14 protein-coding genes are annotated in these 16,279 nt (G+C 72.1%); 7 read left to right on the top strand and 7 right to left on the bottom strand.

Annotated features, from left to right (window positions below):
* Nucleotides 1–43 precede the first annotated feature (43 nt).
* Together AC0665_RS23775 and AC0665_RS23770 are read right to left on the bottom strand one after the other, a co-directional pair.
* The gene (locus AC0665_RS23775) at nt 44–1,579 is read right to left on the bottom strand and encodes an APC family permease (RefSeq protein WP_478606619.1); all 1,536 of its coding nucleotides are present in this window, start codon (nt 1,577–1,579) and stop codon (nt 44–46) included.
* 33 nt (nt 1,580–1,612) lie between these two features.
* Nucleotides 1,613–2,563, bottom strand: a complete 951-nt coding sequence (locus tag AC0665_RS23770) for a hypothetical protein (RefSeq protein WP_468410488.1) — start codon at nt 2,561–2,563, stop codon at nt 1,613–1,615.
* Between the two features lie 365 nt (nt 2,564–2,928).
* Here AC0665_RS23770 and AC0665_RS23765 point away from each other — a divergent pair, with 365 nt between their 5' ends.
* The 4 genes from AC0665_RS23765 to AC0665_RS23750 are packed head-to-tail and all read left to right on the top strand — an operon-like array spanning nt 2,929 to nt 5,254.
* Nucleotides 2,929–3,834 carry a DMT family transporter gene (locus AC0665_RS23765; RefSeq protein WP_478509802.1) on the top strand — a complete coding sequence of 302 codons (906 nt, stop codon included), beginning with the start codon at nt 2,929–2,931 and terminating at the stop codon, nt 3,832–3,834.
* Between the two features lie 46 nt (nt 3,835–3,880).
* Nucleotides 3,881–4,495 (top strand): NUDIX hydrolase, encoded by a 615-nt coding sequence (locus tag AC0665_RS23760; protein ID WP_478606622.1) that lies wholly within the window; start codon nt 3,881–3,883, stop codon nt 4,493–4,495.
* Nucleotides 4,496–4,505: 10 nt separating this feature from the next.
* Nucleotides 4,506–4,898, top strand: coding sequence for a YidH family protein (locus AC0665_RS23755; protein ID WP_363120368.1), 393 nt, complete (start codon nt 4,506–4,508; stop codon nt 4,896–4,898).
* On the top strand, nt 4,895–5,254 hold the full coding sequence (locus AC0665_RS23750; RefSeq protein WP_468410492.1) for a DUF202 domain-containing protein: 360 nt from the start codon (nt 4,895–4,897) through the stop codon (nt 5,252–5,254). The genes AC0665_RS23755 and AC0665_RS23750 overlap by 4 nt, the downstream gene beginning before the upstream one ends.
* A 13-nt stretch (nt 5,255–5,267) precedes the next feature.
* Here the strand turns inward: AC0665_RS23750 and AC0665_RS23745 are convergent, their stop codons facing one another.
* Nucleotides 5,268–6,218, bottom strand: coding sequence for an NADP-dependent oxidoreductase (locus AC0665_RS23745; protein ID WP_478606624.1), 951 nt, complete (start codon nt 6,216–6,218; stop codon nt 5,268–5,270).
* A 198-nt stretch (nt 6,219–6,416) separates the two neighbouring features.
* Between AC0665_RS23745 and AC0665_RS23740 the strand changes: the two genes are divergently transcribed.
* Complete coding sequence (locus AC0665_RS23740) at nt 6,417–7,451, top strand: phosphotransferase family protein (protein ID WP_478705758.1); 1,035 nt, start codon at nt 6,417–6,419, stop codon at nt 7,449–7,451.
* Between the two features lie 5 nt (nt 7,452–7,456).
* Entirely contained in the window at nt 7,457–8,671 is a 1,215-nt protein-coding gene (locus AC0665_RS23735) for an acyl-CoA dehydrogenase (protein WP_468410497.1), read from the top strand.
* 136 nt (nt 8,672–8,807) lie between these two features.
* Here AC0665_RS23735 and AC0665_RS23730 read toward each other — a convergent pair whose 3' ends face one another.
* Genes AC0665_RS23730 through AC0665_RS23720 form a run of 3 tightly spaced genes read right to left on the bottom strand, consistent with a single transcriptional unit; the run spans nt 8,808 to nt 11,864 of the window.
* Nucleotides 8,808–9,401 (bottom strand): TetR/AcrR family transcriptional regulator, encoded by a 594-nt coding sequence (locus AC0665_RS23730; protein ID WP_363120373.1) that lies wholly within the window; start codon nt 9,399–9,401, stop codon nt 8,808–8,810.
* Nucleotides 9,402–9,429: 28 nt separating this feature from the next.
* The gene (locus AC0665_RS23725; protein ID WP_478705757.1) at nt 9,430–11,094 is read right to left on the bottom strand and encodes a class I adenylate-forming enzyme family protein; all 1,665 of its coding nucleotides are present in this window, start codon (nt 11,092–11,094) and stop codon (nt 9,430–9,432) included.
* A complete protein-coding gene (locus AC0665_RS23720; protein WP_478509805.1) occupies nt 11,091–11,864 on the bottom strand; it encodes an SDR family oxidoreductase in 774 nt (257 codons plus the stop codon). The genes AC0665_RS23725 and AC0665_RS23720 overlap by 4 nt, the downstream gene beginning before the upstream one ends.
* A 148-nt stretch (nt 11,865–12,012) precedes the next feature.
* Here AC0665_RS23720 and AC0665_RS23715 point away from each other — a divergent pair, with 148 nt between their 5' ends.
* The gene (locus AC0665_RS23715) at nt 12,013–13,242 is read left to right on the top strand and encodes an exo-beta-N-acetylmuramidase NamZ family protein (RefSeq protein ID WP_478705756.1); all 1,230 of its coding nucleotides are present in this window, start codon (nt 12,013–12,015) and stop codon (nt 13,240–13,242) included.
* Between the two features lie 150 nt (nt 13,243–13,392).
* Here the strand turns inward: AC0665_RS23715 and AC0665_RS23710 are convergent, their stop codons facing one another.
* Complete coding sequence (locus tag AC0665_RS23710) at nt 13,393–16,191, bottom strand: penicillin acylase family protein (protein WP_478705755.1); 2,799 nt, start codon at nt 16,189–16,191, stop codon at nt 13,393–13,395.
* Nucleotides 16,192–16,279 lie beyond the last annotated feature (88 nt).

Below are 16,279 nucleotides of genomic sequence, written 5' to 3'. Positions count from 1 at the left end.
GGTGCTCGTCAGATTTCCGTAACCACTTCTTACGGGGCCGCGCTCAGGACGAGGCCGCCTTGTCCAGCTGGAAGGCCTCGTTGCCGAGCCCGATCCGGGCGTGCCTCTCGGGGGCGCGGGCGCGCAGCACCAGCCCGAGGACGACGCCGGCGAGCGCGGCGAGGCCGATGATGCCGGGCAGCACCCAGCTCAGCGAGGAGTCGGGGCCGGCGCCGACCAGCACCTCGAAGTCCTTGACCGTGTAGCCGGCGATGACCAGCAGGGCGATGCCCGCCAGCGCGGAGGTGACCAGCCGCCAGGCCTGGGTGCCGGCGGCGCCGCGGCGGACGAAGAACACCACGACGGACAGGGAGGCCGCCGCCATCAGCACGATCACGCCGAGGGCGCCGATGTTGCCCAGCCAGGTGAACAGGTGCAGGACGGGCGCGGTCGGGTCGCCGACCGGCTTGTCGTCGGCAACGGCGAAGCCGGCGACGACCACGACGGCCACCACGCTCTGGAGCAGTGAGCCGGTGCCGGGGGCGCCGCTGCCGCCGCTGGTGCGGCCGAACGCGGCGGGCAGGAGGCCCTCGCGGCCCATGGCGAAGGCGTAGCGGGCGACGACGTTGTGGAAGCTGAGCAGCGCGGCGAACATGCCGGTGACGAACAGGACGTGCAGGACGTCGGTGAAGGTGCCGCCGAGCCGGGACTCGGTGAGGAAGAACAGCAGTCCGGCGCTCTGCTCGCGGGAGGTGCCGACGATGGCGGAGGGGCCGGTGGCGACGGTGAGGGCCCAGGAGCTGAGTGCGAAGAAGACGGCGACCCCACCGACGGCGAGGAACATCACGCGCGGCACCAGGACGTGCGGGCGGCTGGTCTCCTCGGCGTAGACGGGGGCCTGCTCGAAGCCGAGGAACGCGGCGATGCAGAAGCACAGCGCGGTGCCGACGCCCGCGCCGGTGAGGGTGTCGGGGTCGAAGGCGTGCAGGGACAGTCCCTGCGCGCCGGGGTCGGCGATGGCGGCCACGTCGAAGACGACGACGAGGAGCACCTCGATGACCAGGAGCACGCCGAGCACCCGGGCGTTGACGTCGATCTTGAGCCAGCCCAGCAGGCCGACGGCGAGGGCGGCCAGGAGGGCCGGTATCCACCAGGCGATCTCCACCTCGGCGTAGGTGGCGAGGAGCCCGGAGACCTCGAAGCCGAAGATGCCGTAGATGCCGATCTGGAGCGCGTTGTAGGCGACCAGGGCCACCAGGGCGGCGCCCGCGCCTGCGGTGCCGCCGAGGCCCCGTGAGATGTAGGCGTAGAAGGCGCCCGCGTTGTGGACGTGCCGGCTCATCTCGGCGTAGCCGATGCTGAACAGGATGAGGACGACGCCGAGGAGGACGAAGAGCAGCGGCTGGCCGACGATGCCCATCACCGCGAATGTGGTGGGCATGACACCCGCGACGACCATGAGGGGGGCGGTCGCGGCGAGGACGGAGAGCAGCAGCCCGCCGGTCCCGAGCCGGTCGGCGCGCAGGGCACGCTCCTGCCCCTTGAACGTACTGATGCCGCCGGGGGCGGCTGTGCTCGTTCTCGAACTGTCCGTGGTCATCGGGGGAGCGTCCTCACTCTTCGGATCGGGTGGTCAGGCCGTGCCGAGCGCGCCGGCGCGGGCGGCGGCGAAGGCGGCGTGCGGGTCGCGGTCCGGGTAGGACCAGGGGGCCGGGGTCGCGTGGCGCCCGATGCGGTGGAACAGGGCGGCGGCCTCGGCGCCCCGTCCCTCGCAGAACTTGGCGTGGGCGAGGAAGTTCAGGTCGATCAGCCGCCGCGGGTGCCCCTCCAGCTCCCACTCCAGCCACCAGTCGAAGGCCGCCTTCATGACCTGCCGGGCCCGGCGGCCCGTCCAGTGGCCGGAGGCGGCCGGGTCGGCGGGCTCGTACCCGGCGGCGGCCAGCGCGCGGTAGCGCTCGGCGTGCGCGATGACCGGCAGGATGGCGAGCGGGGAGTCGGCGGGTGCCTGTTCGGCGGCCCAGCCGGCGAAGTCGTAGACCTCGTGCAGCGGGTCCGGCCCGGCCTCGATGCGGCGTGCGGCGAGCCGGGCGACCATCAGGTGGTGGGCATGGTGGTGGTCGGCGAACCGGGCGCGGACCGCCTCGAAGCCGCGGACCACGTCCTGGTCGCCGCCCACCGCGCACTCCAGCATGAGCAGGCCGAGCCAGGGGGTGGGGTCGGCGGGGGCACGGGCGGCGGCGGCCTGGCAGGCCTCCCGGGCGCGGAGCGGCTTGGCCTTGCCGTGCAGGACGCGGCGGACCTCGGCGAGGGCGAGCAGCACGGCGGCGTCGGCGGACTCGGGTTCGGCGAGCAGCCACTCCCGGGCCCACGCGGCGCAGTAGGACTCACGCGCGAGGACGGTGACCCGGTGGCCGCGCCGGTCCCAGTCGTCGCCGGTGTGCACCAGGAGTGAGCGGGCGACCTGCCAGCGGCCCTGCGCGAGCGCGGACCGGGCCGCCACGAGGTCGGCGTCGTCGAGGGCCTCGTCGAAGGTCTGCGACGCACGTCTGCGGCCACGGCCGAGGGGAGGCGGGGGTGGGGGCACCGCGGGACTTCCTCACGCGCTCTTCTGGTGTTTCGGCTCACGGCGGCTGAGGGAGCGCGGGTGTGCGCATTGCCATGAGCTGATCACGCACAGCCAACCCTCAGCCAATGGTTGCCGTCAAGGGTCGCCGGGGCGTTACACGCGTCAACTGCCGCCACTTGTGAGGGTTTTGTGATCTGAGTGGCGTGAGGGGCCAGGGGCCCATCCATCCGATTTTTCCCTTTCGCCCCTTTGTGGCGTACGTCATAGCGCGGTGGGCCGCCGGCCCCGACGATGGCAGGACGTACGGGCGCGCCGGGCGGAGCCGGCCGGTACAGTCGGCCCCTACGCAACCGTGACCCGACCTGACGATCGAGGTACACCGCGTGTCGGTTCTAGTTCTGGCGCTCGCCCTGGGTGCCGCCTGCTGTCTGGGCTTCGGATTCGTCCTCCAGCAGAACGCGGCCCAGCGGGCCCCCCTCGGCGACTTCCTCTCCTTCCGGCTGCTGATCGACCTCGTGAAGGTGCCGCGCTGGCTCGGCGGCATCGCGCTGATGGTGGTCGGCATGGGACTCGGCGCCGCCGCCCTCGGGCAGGGTGAGTTGTCCCTGGTGGAGCCGCTGCTCGCCACGAACCTGCTCTTCGCGCTCGCGCTCTCCCGCCGGCAGACCCGGCAGCCGCTGGGCCGCCAGGGCTGGGCGGGCCTCCTCCTGCTGGCGGGCGGGGTGACCGCGTTCATCGTGGCCGGCCGGCCGGAAGGCGGCGCCGCGACGGCCGATCCGGTGCGACAGTGGGTGATCATCGGAGCCATGACCGGGCTCGCCCTGCTGCTCACGACCCACGGCAAGCGGTCCCGGCTGAGCTCCGGCCCGGTGCTGCTGGCCCTGGCCGCGGGGCTGCTCTACGGCGTGCAGGACGCGCTGACCCGGATCAGCGGGCAGAAGGTGGCCGAGGACGGCCTCACCGGACTGCTCACCGGCTGGGAGCCGTACGCGGTGCTCGCGCTGGGTGTCACGGGGCTGGTCCTCGTGCAGAGCGCGTTCGAGACCGCGTCCCTGCGCAAGTCGCTGCCGGCCCTGACCGCGGCCCAGCCGCTCGCCGGGATCGTCTGCGGCGTCGGCTTCCTGGGCGACCGGCTGCGCACCGACGCGGTGGCGCTGAGCTGGGAGGCCGGTGGCCTGCTCGCGGTGGTCGCCGGGATCGTGCTGCTCGGACTGCACCCGGCGATGCCGCAGGGAGCGCCGCGGCGGACACCGGTGGCCGCGGCCGCCGTGAGCCCGGCCTCGCCCTGACGGGCCCCGCGCTTCACGGACGCACGCCCCTGCTTGGATGAGGGGCATGAGCTCTGCTGACGAGATCATCGACATCGTCGACGAGAACGACCGGGTCGTCGGCCGGTCCCCGCGCGGCGAGGCCTACGCCCGGGGGCTGCGCCACCGCTGTGTGTTCATCGAGGCCCGGGACGCCGAGGGCCGCGTCTTCGTGCACCGGCGCACCGCCACCAAGCTGGTCTTCCCCTCCCTGTACGACATGTTCGTCGGCGGGGTCGTCGGCGCGGGCGAGTCCTACGACACGGCGGCCCTGCGCGAGGCCGAGGAGGAACTGGGGGTGACCGGCCTGCCGCAGCCGCGGTACCTCTTCACGTTCCTCTACGACGACGGCCGCAGAGGGAGCTGGTGGGCGGCGGTCTACGAGGTCCGCTGCGAGCTGCCGGTACGGCCGCAGGCCGAGGAGGTGGCCTGGTACGACTTCGTCCCCGAGGAGGAGGTCGAGCGCCGCCTCGGCGAGTGGGAATGGGTCCCGGACGGGCTGGCGGCATACGAGCGGCTCAAGGCGTTCCGGTCGGCGGCCGGAACGGCTGAAGCGGCCGGAGCCGCAGGAGCGGCCCAAGCGGCAGGAACGGCCGGAGCGGCCGGAGCGGCTGAAGCGGAGACGCGCCGGGCCGACGGGTAAGGTCGCGCACGTGATCGAGTTCGTGCGGAACGTCCGGGTGTGGTTCGCGCCCGCCGAGGTCCGGGAGGACGGCGAGACGCCCGACTACCGGTTCTCGCTGGCGAACGAACGCACCTTCCTGGCCTGGCTGCGCACCGCGCTCGCACTGATCGGCGGCGGCTTCGCCGTGGACCAGTTCCTGCCGGACCTGCGCTGGGGCTGGCGGGTGGGGCTGGCGCTCGCCCTGCTGGCCGCGGGTGTGCTGTGCTCCCTGCGGGCCGTCAACCACTGGGTGCGCTGCGAGCGGGCCATGCGCCGCGGCGAGGACCTGCCGGTGTCCCGGTTCCCGGCCCTGCTGAGCCTCGTCGTCGCGGTGGTGGCGGTCGCCATGGTCCTGGTGGTGCTCGTGGGGTGGGAGGGGTGAACACCCCGGCCGGCCCTCCGCCCGGCTCCGGAGATCCAGGGCCGCGGGACCTCGACCGTGATCCCGGCCTCCAGCCCGAACGGACCCGGCTCGCCTGGCGGCGCACCACGCTGTCGGGCACGGTGGTCGCCGTGCTGGCGGTCAAGACGGTGCTGCACGGCGGGGCGTCGGCGGCCGGGGTCCTCGCGTGCGCGCTGTGCTGTGTGCTCTGGCTGGGCTTCCTGCGCGTCGCCCACCTGCGCATCCGTACGCTCGCGGCCGCGCCGGGCCCGCCCGCGTTCGCGCCCCGGCACGCGGCGGCGGCGGTGCTGTGCACGGTGGCGATGGCGGTGTGCGGGGCCGCCCTGGTCCTCTAGGACGCCTCGTTCCTCACCCGGCCTCGCCCTCGTCCTCCCAGTCCACCGTCACGACGATCTTGCCTCGGGTGCGGCCCTCCTGGCTCAGCCGGTGCGCGTCCGCCGCCCGCTCCAGGGGGAACGTCTCGTCGACGTGCACGCCGATCACGCCCTGCTCCGCCAGGTCGGCCAGGTGCTGGAGGTCCTGCGCGTCGGGGCGGACGAAGTAGTAGCGGCCGCCGTAGTTCACGACGTCGTTGTCGGCGATGGACGCCAGGCGGCCCTCGGGGGCCAGCAGGTTCGCCGACACCTTCAGCGCGTCCCCGCCGACGGTGTCGAACACGGCGTCCACACCCTCCGGGGCCAGTCCGCGCACCCGCTCGCCCAGGCCCTCGCCGTACACCACCGGCTCGCCGCCCAGGCCCCGCACGAAGTCGTGGTTGGACTCGCTCGCCGTGCCGATCACCCGGGCGCCGAGATGGACGCCGAGCTGCACCGCGACCGAGCCGACGCCACCGGCGGCCGCGTGCACCAGGATGGTCTCGCCCCGCTTCACCTGGAGCACCTTGACGAGTACCTGGTGGGCGGTGAGCCCGACCAGCGGCAGCCCGGCCGCCTCCGCGAAGGAGAGGGTGCGGGGCTTGCGCGCGAGGGTGCGCAGGGGCGCCGCCACGTACTCGGCGAAGGTGCCGCGGGAGAGGAAGTCCTCGCGCACGTACCCGATGACCTCGTCGCCGACGTCGAACTCCGAGACGGCCACCCCGGGCCGTACGACGACGCCCGAGACGTCCCAGCCGGGTACCACGGGGAAGACGGGGGCGAGGATGCCGTCGAGGTGGCCCTCGCGGGCCTTCCAGTCGACGGGGTTGACGGCCGCCGCCCGCACCTTGACCAGCACCGCGTCGGGGCCGACCTTCGGGTCGCGCACCTCCCCGAACGCCAGCACCTCGGGACCGCCGTACCGTGAGTAGCTGATGGCCTTCATGGCTTTGACCTTCCGGGCTCGTCGCGGGGCACGCAAGCCGGATGGCCTGAACGAACCGGCCGAAACCTCCCCGGCGCCCCGTGCGAGGTGCCGTCGGCCTATCGTGGCCCCGATCACGTTTCGGTCCCGCTCTGGACGACATACCGACCGGTCGGCATCATGAGTCGGGAACTGTTCACCTGCCCGTAGGAGCGACGCATGAGCCCCGACCATCCTCCCGGACTGGATCTCGACCGGCTGCGCGGCCTGCTCGACCGCGAGCGGCCCGGCCTGGTCAACGGCCCGCTGTCGGGCCGGCTGATCGAGGGCGGACGGTCGAACCTCACCTACGCGGTCTCCGACGGCGCCTCCCGGTGGGTCGTGCGCCGGCCCCCGCTCGGCCATGTCCTGGCCACCGCGCACGACATGAAGCGCGAGCACCGGGTGATCAGCGCCCTGCACCGGACCGCCGTGCCCGTCCCGGAGCCGGTGCTGCTGTGCGAGGACGAGGAGGTGCTGGGCTCGCCGTTCTACGTCATGGAGTTCGTCGAGGGCACCCCCTACCGCACCGCCGACCAGCTCGCCCCGCTCGGCCCCGAGCGGACCCGGGGCGCGGTGCTGAACCTCGTCGACACGCTGGTGGAACTGCACGCGGTCGACCCGGGCGAGGTGTCCCTGGCCGACTTCGGCAGACCGGAGGGCTTCCTCGACCGGCAGCTGCGGCGCTGGGGCAAGCAGCTGGACGCCTCCCGCAACCGCGACCTGGACGGCATCGACGAGCTGCACGCCGCCCTCGGACGCGAACTGCCCCGCTCCCCCGCCCCGGCGGTCGTGCACGGCGACTACCGGCTGGACAACGTGCTGATCGGCGAGGACGACCGGATCAAGGCGATCCTCGACTGGGAGATGTCGACGCTCGGCGACCCGCTCACCGACCTCGGCCTGCTGGTCATGTACAGCATGCCGCTGGGCATGGCCGACTCCCCCGTCTCCACGACCGCCGAGGCTCCCGGGCATCCGGCGCCGTCGGAACTGATCGAGCGGTACGCCGCGCGCTCGGGGCGCGACGTCTCCGCGGTCTCCTGGTACACGGCGTTCGCATGGTTCAAGCTCGCCGTGATCCTCGAGGGCATCCACTACCGCTACACGCTGGGCCAGACGGTCGGCAACGGCTTCGACCGCATCGGCGACCTCGTCCCCGTCTTCGTCCGGCACGGACTGACCACGCTCCACGAAGGCCTCCAGGAGGGCTGATCCACATGGACTTCGCTTTCGACGCGCGCACCGAAGAGCTGCGCGCCAAGCTCCTCGCCTTCATGGACGAGTACGTCTACCCGGCCGAGGCCGTCGCGCACGAGCAGCGCGAGCGGCTCGACTCGCCGTGGGAGACCGTGCCCGTGGTCGAGGAGCTCAAGGCCGAGGCCCGCAGGCAGGGCCTGTGGAACCTCTTCCTGCCGGACTCCGAGTACGGGGCGGGGCTCACCAACCTCCAGTACGCGCCGCTCGCGGAGATCATGGGCCGCTCCCCGCAGCTGGCGCCGACGGTGACGAACTGCGCGGCACCCGACACCGGGAACATGGAGGTGCTCACCCAGTTCGGCGACGAACGGCAGCGCAAGCAGTGGCTGGAGCCGCTGCTGGCCGGGGAGATCCGCTCGGCGTTCGCGATGACCGAGCCGGACGTGGCCTCCTCCGACGCCACCAACATCACCACGCACATCGAGCGGGACGGCGACGAGTACGTCATCACCGGCCGCAAGTGGTACATCTCCGGGGCGATGCACCCGGACTGCGCGATCTTCATCGTGATGGGCAAGACCGACCCGGACGGGGAGGACATCCGCCGTCAGCAGTCGATGGTGCTGGTGCCGCGTGACACCCCGGGCGTCACCGTCAAGCGCGCCATGCAGGTGTTCGGGTACGAGGACCACTACCACGGCGGTCACGCCGAGGTGATCTTCGACCACGCGCGCGTGCCGGTGTCGAACCTGGTCGGCGAGGAGGGCGGCGGCTTCGCCATCGCGCAGGCGCGGCTCGGGCCCGGGCGCATCCACCACTGCATGCGGCTGATCGGCATGGCCGAGCGGGCGATCGAGCTGATGTGCCGGCGGGCCGTGTCGAGGACCGCGTTCGGCAAGGCGCTGGCGCAGCAGGGCGTGGTGCACAACTGGATCGCGGACGCGCGCGTGACGGTGGAGCAGCTGCGGCTGCTGGTGCTGAAGACCGCCTGGCTGATGGACACCGTCGGGAACCGGGGTGCGCACACCGAGATCCAGTCCATCAAGATCGCCACGCCCCGGGCGGTGGTGGACATCCTCGACCGGGCGATCCAGCTGCACGGCGCGGGCGGGGTGAGCCAGGACTTCCCGCTGGCGGAGCTGTACGCCGGGGCGCGGACGCTGATGATCGCGGACGGGCCGGACGAGGTGCACCAGAGGTCGCTGGCGCGGCGGGAGTTGAAGCGGTACCTGTGACGCGTACGGGCGGCAGGGGCGGCGGGAGACTCCCGGCGCTCCTGCCGCCCGGGTGTGGGCGGGATGTGAAACTTCGCGCTGTCTCGTGACCACCCTTCGGGGTAGGGAGGCGTTTTCCTGACGACTCCGCAGCCGGTTACGGGCGCAGGGCGCGCAGCAGCAGGTCGGCCAGGTGGTCCGCCACCTGCTGGGGCGTGAGGGGGCCGTCGGGGCGGTACCAGGTCGACAGGTGGTGGACCGAGCCGAAGTGGTAGTCGACCACGAGGTCGGCCGGGGTCGCCTTGGAGAAGACGCCCGACTCCTGCCCCTCTTCCACGAGCGCGCGGAAGCGTTCGTGGTAGCGGCGGCGCTCGGAGCGGACCTGCTTGTTCTTCTCGGGGCTGAGGTGGTGCATGGAGCGCCAGAAGATCATCGCGTCGTCGAGGTTGTCGATGGTCGTCACCACGACGTCGGCGGCCGCGGCCCGCAGCCGCTTCTCGACCGGCTCGTCGGCGCCCGCCACCGCGTCCAGCCGCTCCTGCTGGATGCGCAGCACGCGCGCGTACACCTCGTGCAGCAGGTCGTCCTTGGAGCCGAAGTAGTGGTACAGCGCCCCCTTGGTGACGCCGGCCGCCTCGACGATCTCCTGCACCGAGGTGCGGTCGTACCCCTGCTCGGCGAAGAGCCGGGTGGCGGCGGCCAGGAGCCGCTGGGGCACGGGCGTGCCGTCCGAGTCCGTGGTCCTGGGCACTGCCGCCACCTGCCTTTCCGTTCTGCTGTCAGTTGCCTTGCGTACGGGAACGCAGTTCCCGACGGAGGATCTTCCCACTGGCCGTCTTCGGCAAGTCCGGAAGGATCTCCACCTGGCGCGGATATTTGTAGGCGGCCAGTCTCTCCTTGCAGTAGGCGGCGAGTGCATCCGGGTCCGTGTCGGCGTCCGGACGCAGGCTGATGTACGCCTTGACGGTCTCGCCGCGGTACCCGTCGGGAACCCCGACCACGGCGGCCTCGCGCACCGCCGGGTGCGTGTAGAGGACGTCCTCGACCTCGCGCGGCCACACCTTGAAGCCGGACGCGTTGATCATGTCCTTCTTGCGGTCGACGACGTACAGCCAGCCCCGCTCGTCCATGAAGCCGATGTCGCCGGTGCGCAGTTCGGCGCCGGGGAAGGTCTGGGCGGTGGCGTCGGGGCGGCGCCAGTAGCCGGGCACGACCTGCGGGCCGCTGACGACGATCTCGCCCTGCTCGCCGAAGGGCACCTCCTCACCGGCGTCGTCGACGATCCGTACGACCGTGTCGGGGCCGGGCAGTCCCACGGCGAGGGTCCCGGAGACCGGGTCGACCGGGGCCTCCAGGCCGGGCGGCACGGACGCGCAGGGCGCGGTGCACTCGGTGAGCCCGTAGCCGTTGCGGATGTAGGGGCCGAAACCGGCCCGGAACTTCTCCACCAGCGCGGGCGGCAGCGGGGCGCCGCCGGAGGAGATCACCCGGAAGGAGGAGAAGTGGTCGCGGGTGACGGCGGGGTGGGCGGCGAGCGCCATGAAGGCCGTGGACGGGCCGACCGTGTAGTGCGGGCGGTGTTCGGCGAACGCGTCCAGCACCACGCCCGACTCGAAGCGGTAGGCCAGCACGAGCGTGCCGCCGCTGTTCAGGCAGGCGCCGAACTGGCAGACCATGCCGGTGATGTGGAACAGCGGCGCGAGCGCGAAGTACACCGGCCGCTCGGGCAGCCCGAGCCCGGTCCGCTGCCGCTCGGCGTTGTACATGATGTTGCCGTGCGTGTTGGTGGCGCCCTTGGGCGTGCCGCTCGTGCCGGAGGTGTAGCTGATGAGCGCGATGTCGGAGGGGCCGGGATCACGGTCCTCGGGCGCCTTGTGGCCGGCCCGCGCCACGGTCACCAGGTCGTCGGCGTCCGGGGCCTGCGGCAGCCGCTCGAAGGTCAGCACCCGCGTTTCGCCCCGGGTCTGGAAGTCAAGCTCGCACCCGGTGAGCACGATCCGCACCGGCGAGTCGGCGGCCGTCTCGCGCAGATACGACTCCCAGGCACGGTCGGAGCAGATGAGCGCGGTGACCTCGCCGTCCCGCAGGACGTGGGACACCTCGCCCGACTTGTACATCGGGTTGACGGGCACGACGACCGCGCCGGCCTTCCAGGCGCCGAGCACGGCGAGCACGAAGTGCGGGGAGTTCTGCAGCAGCACCGCGACCCGGTCGCCGCGCCGCAGACCGCGCGCGGCGAGGTGCCCGGCGACGGAGTCGCTGAGCTCGTCGGCCTCCCGGTAGGTCAGACGGCCGTCGAAGTAGGCCAGGAAGTCGCTGTCGGGCGTCTCCGCCACGACCCCGCGCAGGGCGTGCACGAGGGAGTCGGCCGGGTCGATCGCGCCCTTCTGGGCGTCGCTGAGCAGGTCGAGCCAGGGCTTGGCCGCGTAACGGGACTCGGTCACCGGGTCGCCTCCCACTGCTGCTGGATGCGGTTCATGCCGGACAGCCACCGGTCGGGGTCACCGGCCCGGGCCTGGTGGTAGGCGGCGACCTCGGGGTGCGGCAGGATCAGGAACCGGTCCGCCTCGATGCCCTCCAAGAGCGCGTCCGCCACGGCCCGCGGCTCGATGGCGGTCGGCTGGAGCACCAGGTCGCCGGCGCTGCCGGTGGCGGCCAGCATGTCGGTGCGCACGCCCTGCGGGCAGATGGCGTGGACCTTCACGCCCCGGTGCCGGTACGTCAGCGACAGCCACTCGGCGAAGGCGAGCGCACCGTGCTTGGTGACGGCGTAGGGAGCGGCCCCGATCATGGTGAGCAGCCCGGCGGCGGACACGGTGGAGACGAAGCGTCCGCTGCCGCGCTCCAGCCAGGCGGGCAGCAGCGCGTGGGCCGCCCGTACGTGCGCCATCACGTTCACGTCCCAGGACAGGGCCCAGGCCTTCTCGTCCAGCGGCTGCCCGGGCTCGATGCCGTCGGCGGCGACGCCGGCGTTGGCACAGTAGACGTCGACGGTCCCGCCGAGCGCGTCGCGGGCCTCGGGGACGATCGCCGAGGCGTCCCCGGGCACGGCGATGCCGCCCACCTCGTCCGCGACCTGCTTGGCCCGCTCGGCGTCCAGGTCGTTGACGACGACCCGGGCCCCTTCCGCGGCGAATCGCCGGGCGAGCGCGGCTCCGATTCCGCCGCCGGCCCCCGTGACAACGACTCCGGCCTCTTGAAAGGCTCCCACCATCGGTCTCCTCAGTCGCGGATCGGCAATGGCGCCAGACTAACCGGTCGGTATGTTTCAAGGAAGGGGGCGGCGCAGCACCTAAGGGGCGCGGGGAACTGCGCGACCAGCCACACGAAAGCGGCACCGAACGGATCACGGAGGTCACCCCATGCGCCTGTCCAGACGAATGCTGCTCACGGCCACCACCGGGGCAGCCGCATCACTCGCCCCCAGCACGGCCGAAGCCCGGCGTCACCGGCGGACCGGCTTCGAGAATCTCGCCGCGTCCGGCTACGGACCCCTGCGCGGGCAGCGCGTCGGTATCGTCACCAACCCCACCGGCATCACCCGCGACGCCCGCCACATCGTGGACGTGATGCACGCGGACAGCCGGGTGGAGCTGAGGGCCGTCTTCGGTCCGGAGCACGGCTTCCGCGGTACCGCCCAGGCCGGCGGTTCCGAGGGCCGCCACGACGACCCGGCGACCGGCCTGCCCGTCTACGACACCTACCTCAAGAGCGGCCGCCCGCTCGCCGACGTCTTCACCGCGTCCGGCGTCGACACGGTCGTCTTCGACATCCAGGACGTCGGCGCCCGCTTCTACACGTACATCTGGACGCTGTACGACTGCATGGAGGCCGCCCAGCTCGCCGGCAAGCGGTTCGTGGTGCTGGACCGGCCGAACCCGGTGACCGGCCGGGCGGCCCTCGGCCCGGTCCTGCACAAGGAGTTCGCGACGTTCGTCGGACGGCAGCCCATCGCCCAGGCCCACGGGATGACCGTCGCGGAGCTGGCACGGCTGTTCAACGAGGAGTTCCTCACCGAGCCCGTTCCACTGGAGACCGTGGCGATGTCGGGCTGGAGGCGGTCGGACTTCTACGACGCCTGCGGGCTGCCCTGGGTGCCGCCCAGCCCGAACATGCCGACGCCGGAGACGGCCCTGGTGTACTCCGGGACGTGTCTGTTCGAGGGCACCAACCTGTCGGAGGGGCGCGGCACCACCCGCCCGTTCGAGCTGCTGGGCGCGGAGGGCGTCGACCGGCGCTGGGCCGCCGCTGCGAACGAACTCGCCCTGCCCGGTGTGTGGTTCAGGGAGGCGTACTTCGCCCCCGTCTTCTCGAAGTTCCAGGGGAAGACGATCGGCGGGGTGCAGGTGCATGTGCACGACCGGACCGTGTTCGATCCCGTACGGACGGGGATCGCCCTGCTCGTCACCGCCAAGCGGGTCTGGAGCGGCTTCGCCTGGCGCCCGGACCACTGGATCGACAAGCTCACCGGCTCCACGCGGGTGCGCACGATGATCGACGCGGGCGCGGACACCGACGAGGTGGTGGCCGGATGGCAGGAGGAGCTGGCGGCCTTCCGCAGGATGCGGCGGAGGTACCTCCTCTACCGCTGACCCCGGCCACACGTGGCGTCACCGGGGCTGGGGGCCGGGGGCGACGCGGCGGTCCGTCGGCCGGCGCGCACGGCGGCGTGCCGCACGCGGAACCGGCCCGGCTGGTCCTGGTGGCGGGCCGGGTGCGCCGGCCCGCCGCCGGGGGGCGCGTCAGCGGTGTGAGGTGAACTCCACGACCTGCTGGTAGGTCGGCCGGTTCTGCCAGCTGATCCTGCCGTGCTTGATGCCGCCGAGGGTGCGGTGGTTGATGGAGTCGGCACACCACTGGTCGCCCGCCGCGCACACGTCGTCGCCGGGGTAGACCTGGGCCGCGGTCCTGCCGGCCGCCTGCTTCAACGTGTTGATGAGTGTGTCCCGGCAGGCCCCGAGGCTGCCGCCGCCGCAGTACGTCCGGGCCAGCGGTCCGGTCACCTGCTCACCGAGCACCGCGCGGATGTCCTTGTCGACGTAGCTCCACCAGCCGTACTGGAAGGCGCTTCCCGCGTGTGAGCCGGTCGGGCCGTGCGAGGCCGACGGGGACTCGTCGACGGGGAGGTTGGCGGTGAAGGCCGTGTACAGCGCGCTGCCGAGGCCCGGTTGGAACTCGGCCTCGACCAGGAGCGGCCACCAGGCGTCGAGGATGCGGATCGCGTCGGCGTCGGCGTACTTCTTCGAACCGGCGGCGGTCTCCGTGCGCTTGCCGCCCGCGGCGGCCCAGGCCTGGAGCTTGCTCACCGCGGCCGCGGCGGCCGGGTCGGTGACGGGCGAGCTGGTGACGACCTTCAGCAGCCTGGGCAGGACGTCCTCGGCGCGCAGGTCGGCCAGTGCGGCGTCGGCCATGGCCTTCACCAGGGCGGCCCGGGTCACGCCGCCCTGCTGGACCAGTTTCTTCACCCGGTCCTCCAGGAGGTTGCCGCGGTGCACCGGCCCGTTGCCCCAGGGCGCGGCCGTGTAGTCCCTGGCCTGCTTGTTGTTCCAGGAGACGTAGTAGTCCTGGTCGGTGGAGTGGGGGTGGGCGGAGGGCGGGGTGTAGTCGGCCGTGTTGGTCTCCGGCTGCCAGCCACGCCACTCGTGGGCGGGCCGCGCCCATGCCGGGAACTCGGCGTCGACGCCGGGCGCGCGGACCGGGTTGTCGCCACTGTTGTAGTACGCGGTGTGCTCGGAGTCGGCGTAGAACCAGTTGAAGGTGTAGTTGATGTGCTGCACGGCCTTCTGGAAGGAGTCCGGGCCCTTGACGTAGCCGGGGTCGTTCAGCATCTGGAAGCCGATGATGGAGTCGGCCTCGTGCAGGAAGGACGAGCGCAGGGTGGTGTAGGCGACCTTCTTGCCGCCGACCGTCGCGCGGTACTCGACGGGGCCGTACTTCGTGCGCCACACGCGCATGGTGTACGAGCCGGCCGCGGTGCCGTCGGCGACCGTGGGCTTCCAGGCGTTCTTCTGCTCGATCTTCTCCATCGGCGTGCAGGTGCCGCGGTACAGGTAGTGGTAGTCGTCCTGGCACAGTTCGACGGCGTAGGAGTCGATGATGTCCTGGCCGGAGGTCGTGGCGCTCCAGGCGTAGTCCTGGCCGCGGCCGAGCTCGACGTACATGCTCAGGCCGGCGAACGAGGCGCCGCGGGCGCTGATGCCCGGGCCCTGGATCTCCTGGAGCAGCAGCAGCTGGGGGGCGAAGTAGCCGGTCTGCGGGCCGAAGACGGCGACGGGGTGGCCGCTGGCGGTGTGCTTGCCGCTCACCACGAGGGCGTTGGACATGCCGCGTCTGGCCGAGGAGAGGGCGGTCTTCGCCGCTTTTCCGGACGCGTCCTTCGCACCGGCCGTGGTGGCGCTGCCGGTGCGGTCGTACACGAGCGGTTCGGCTTCCACCGTGCCGGCGTCGGGCAGTGCGGTGCCCTGCGGTTCGGCCGGTTTGGTGCCGTAGGGGAAGCTGCCGTCGTGCTGGGTGAGGACGGCCTCCGGGTCGTTGCGCATCCGGAAGGACTCCCAGACCTTGGTGCCCTCGGCGACGCCGTACTTCTCCTGGGCGGCCAGCAGCGACAGGGCGTTGTTCACCTCGCCGCCCCCGCCGGAGCCGAACAGCGCGCCGATGACGGAGGCCAGCGCGACCAGGTCGGTGATCTTGAAGTGCTCGATGGTCCCGGCGTTGGTGACTGAGTCCTTGTGCCCGGTGAGCACGTACTCACCGGGGAAGGTGCGCCCGCTGTCGGAGGCGTCGATGTAGGAGTTGATGCCGTCGAGGTAGGCCTTGGCGTCGGCGAGGGCCTGCTGTCCGCGCTCGCCGTTGGTGGCGACGGCGTTGTCGATCTGCGCCTGGAGATCGGCCTCGCTGTACGGGGCGTGGCGCCAGAACTGCTGCTCCAGACCCTGGTTGGAGGGCGCTCCGCCCGCGAAGGAGGTCAGCTGACCGCGCCCGACGTGCCGGAAGACGTCCATCAGCCACAGCCGGTCCTGCGCCGCCGCGTAGCCGGCCCCGAACTCGGTGCCGTACCGGGTGGTGCCGGTGATGTGCGGCACACCGGTCTTCTTGTCCCGGACGATCGTCACGTCGGCGCGCCCGGCGGGTTTGACGGTGGAGGCGACCTGGTCGGCGGGGACCCCGAAGGAGGCGTCGTTGAAGAAGGTGTTGATCTTGTCGTTGGTGAGGCCTGGATGGCCCTTGGCCAGGTCGGCATAGGGCCCGAGCTGGTCCTCGGCGTGCTCGGGCTGGGTGCCGAAGGCCTGGTTGAGGAGGATCTGGGCGAGGGTGGCGTTGCCGTTCTGGCCGGGCGGGAGGATGTCCGAACACTGTTTCCCGCAGTGGTCGTTCACGGCCGCCGTGGCCCGCGGAAAAGCCGTTTCCGAGGCGGCAGCCGGGGCAAGCGGCGACAAGAGACCTGCGATCAGGGCGCATACCGATGCTGTCTTCAGGAACCCGTGGATTCCGCTGGGAGTTCTCATTCTGTCGAGAACGGTGCGTGGGGCACGCCGTGGCATGGGGGCTCCTCCCGACGGGGGTGGGCGGGATGTTACCGCCGGTATCCCCCGGCTGAAAGATGAACAGGCGTCACTTTTCGGAGTCAGC

The sequence above is a fragment of the Streptomyces sp. NPDC043685 genome (assembly GCF_056436585.1).
This window is presented reverse-complemented; position numbering and strand designations above follow the sequence as displayed.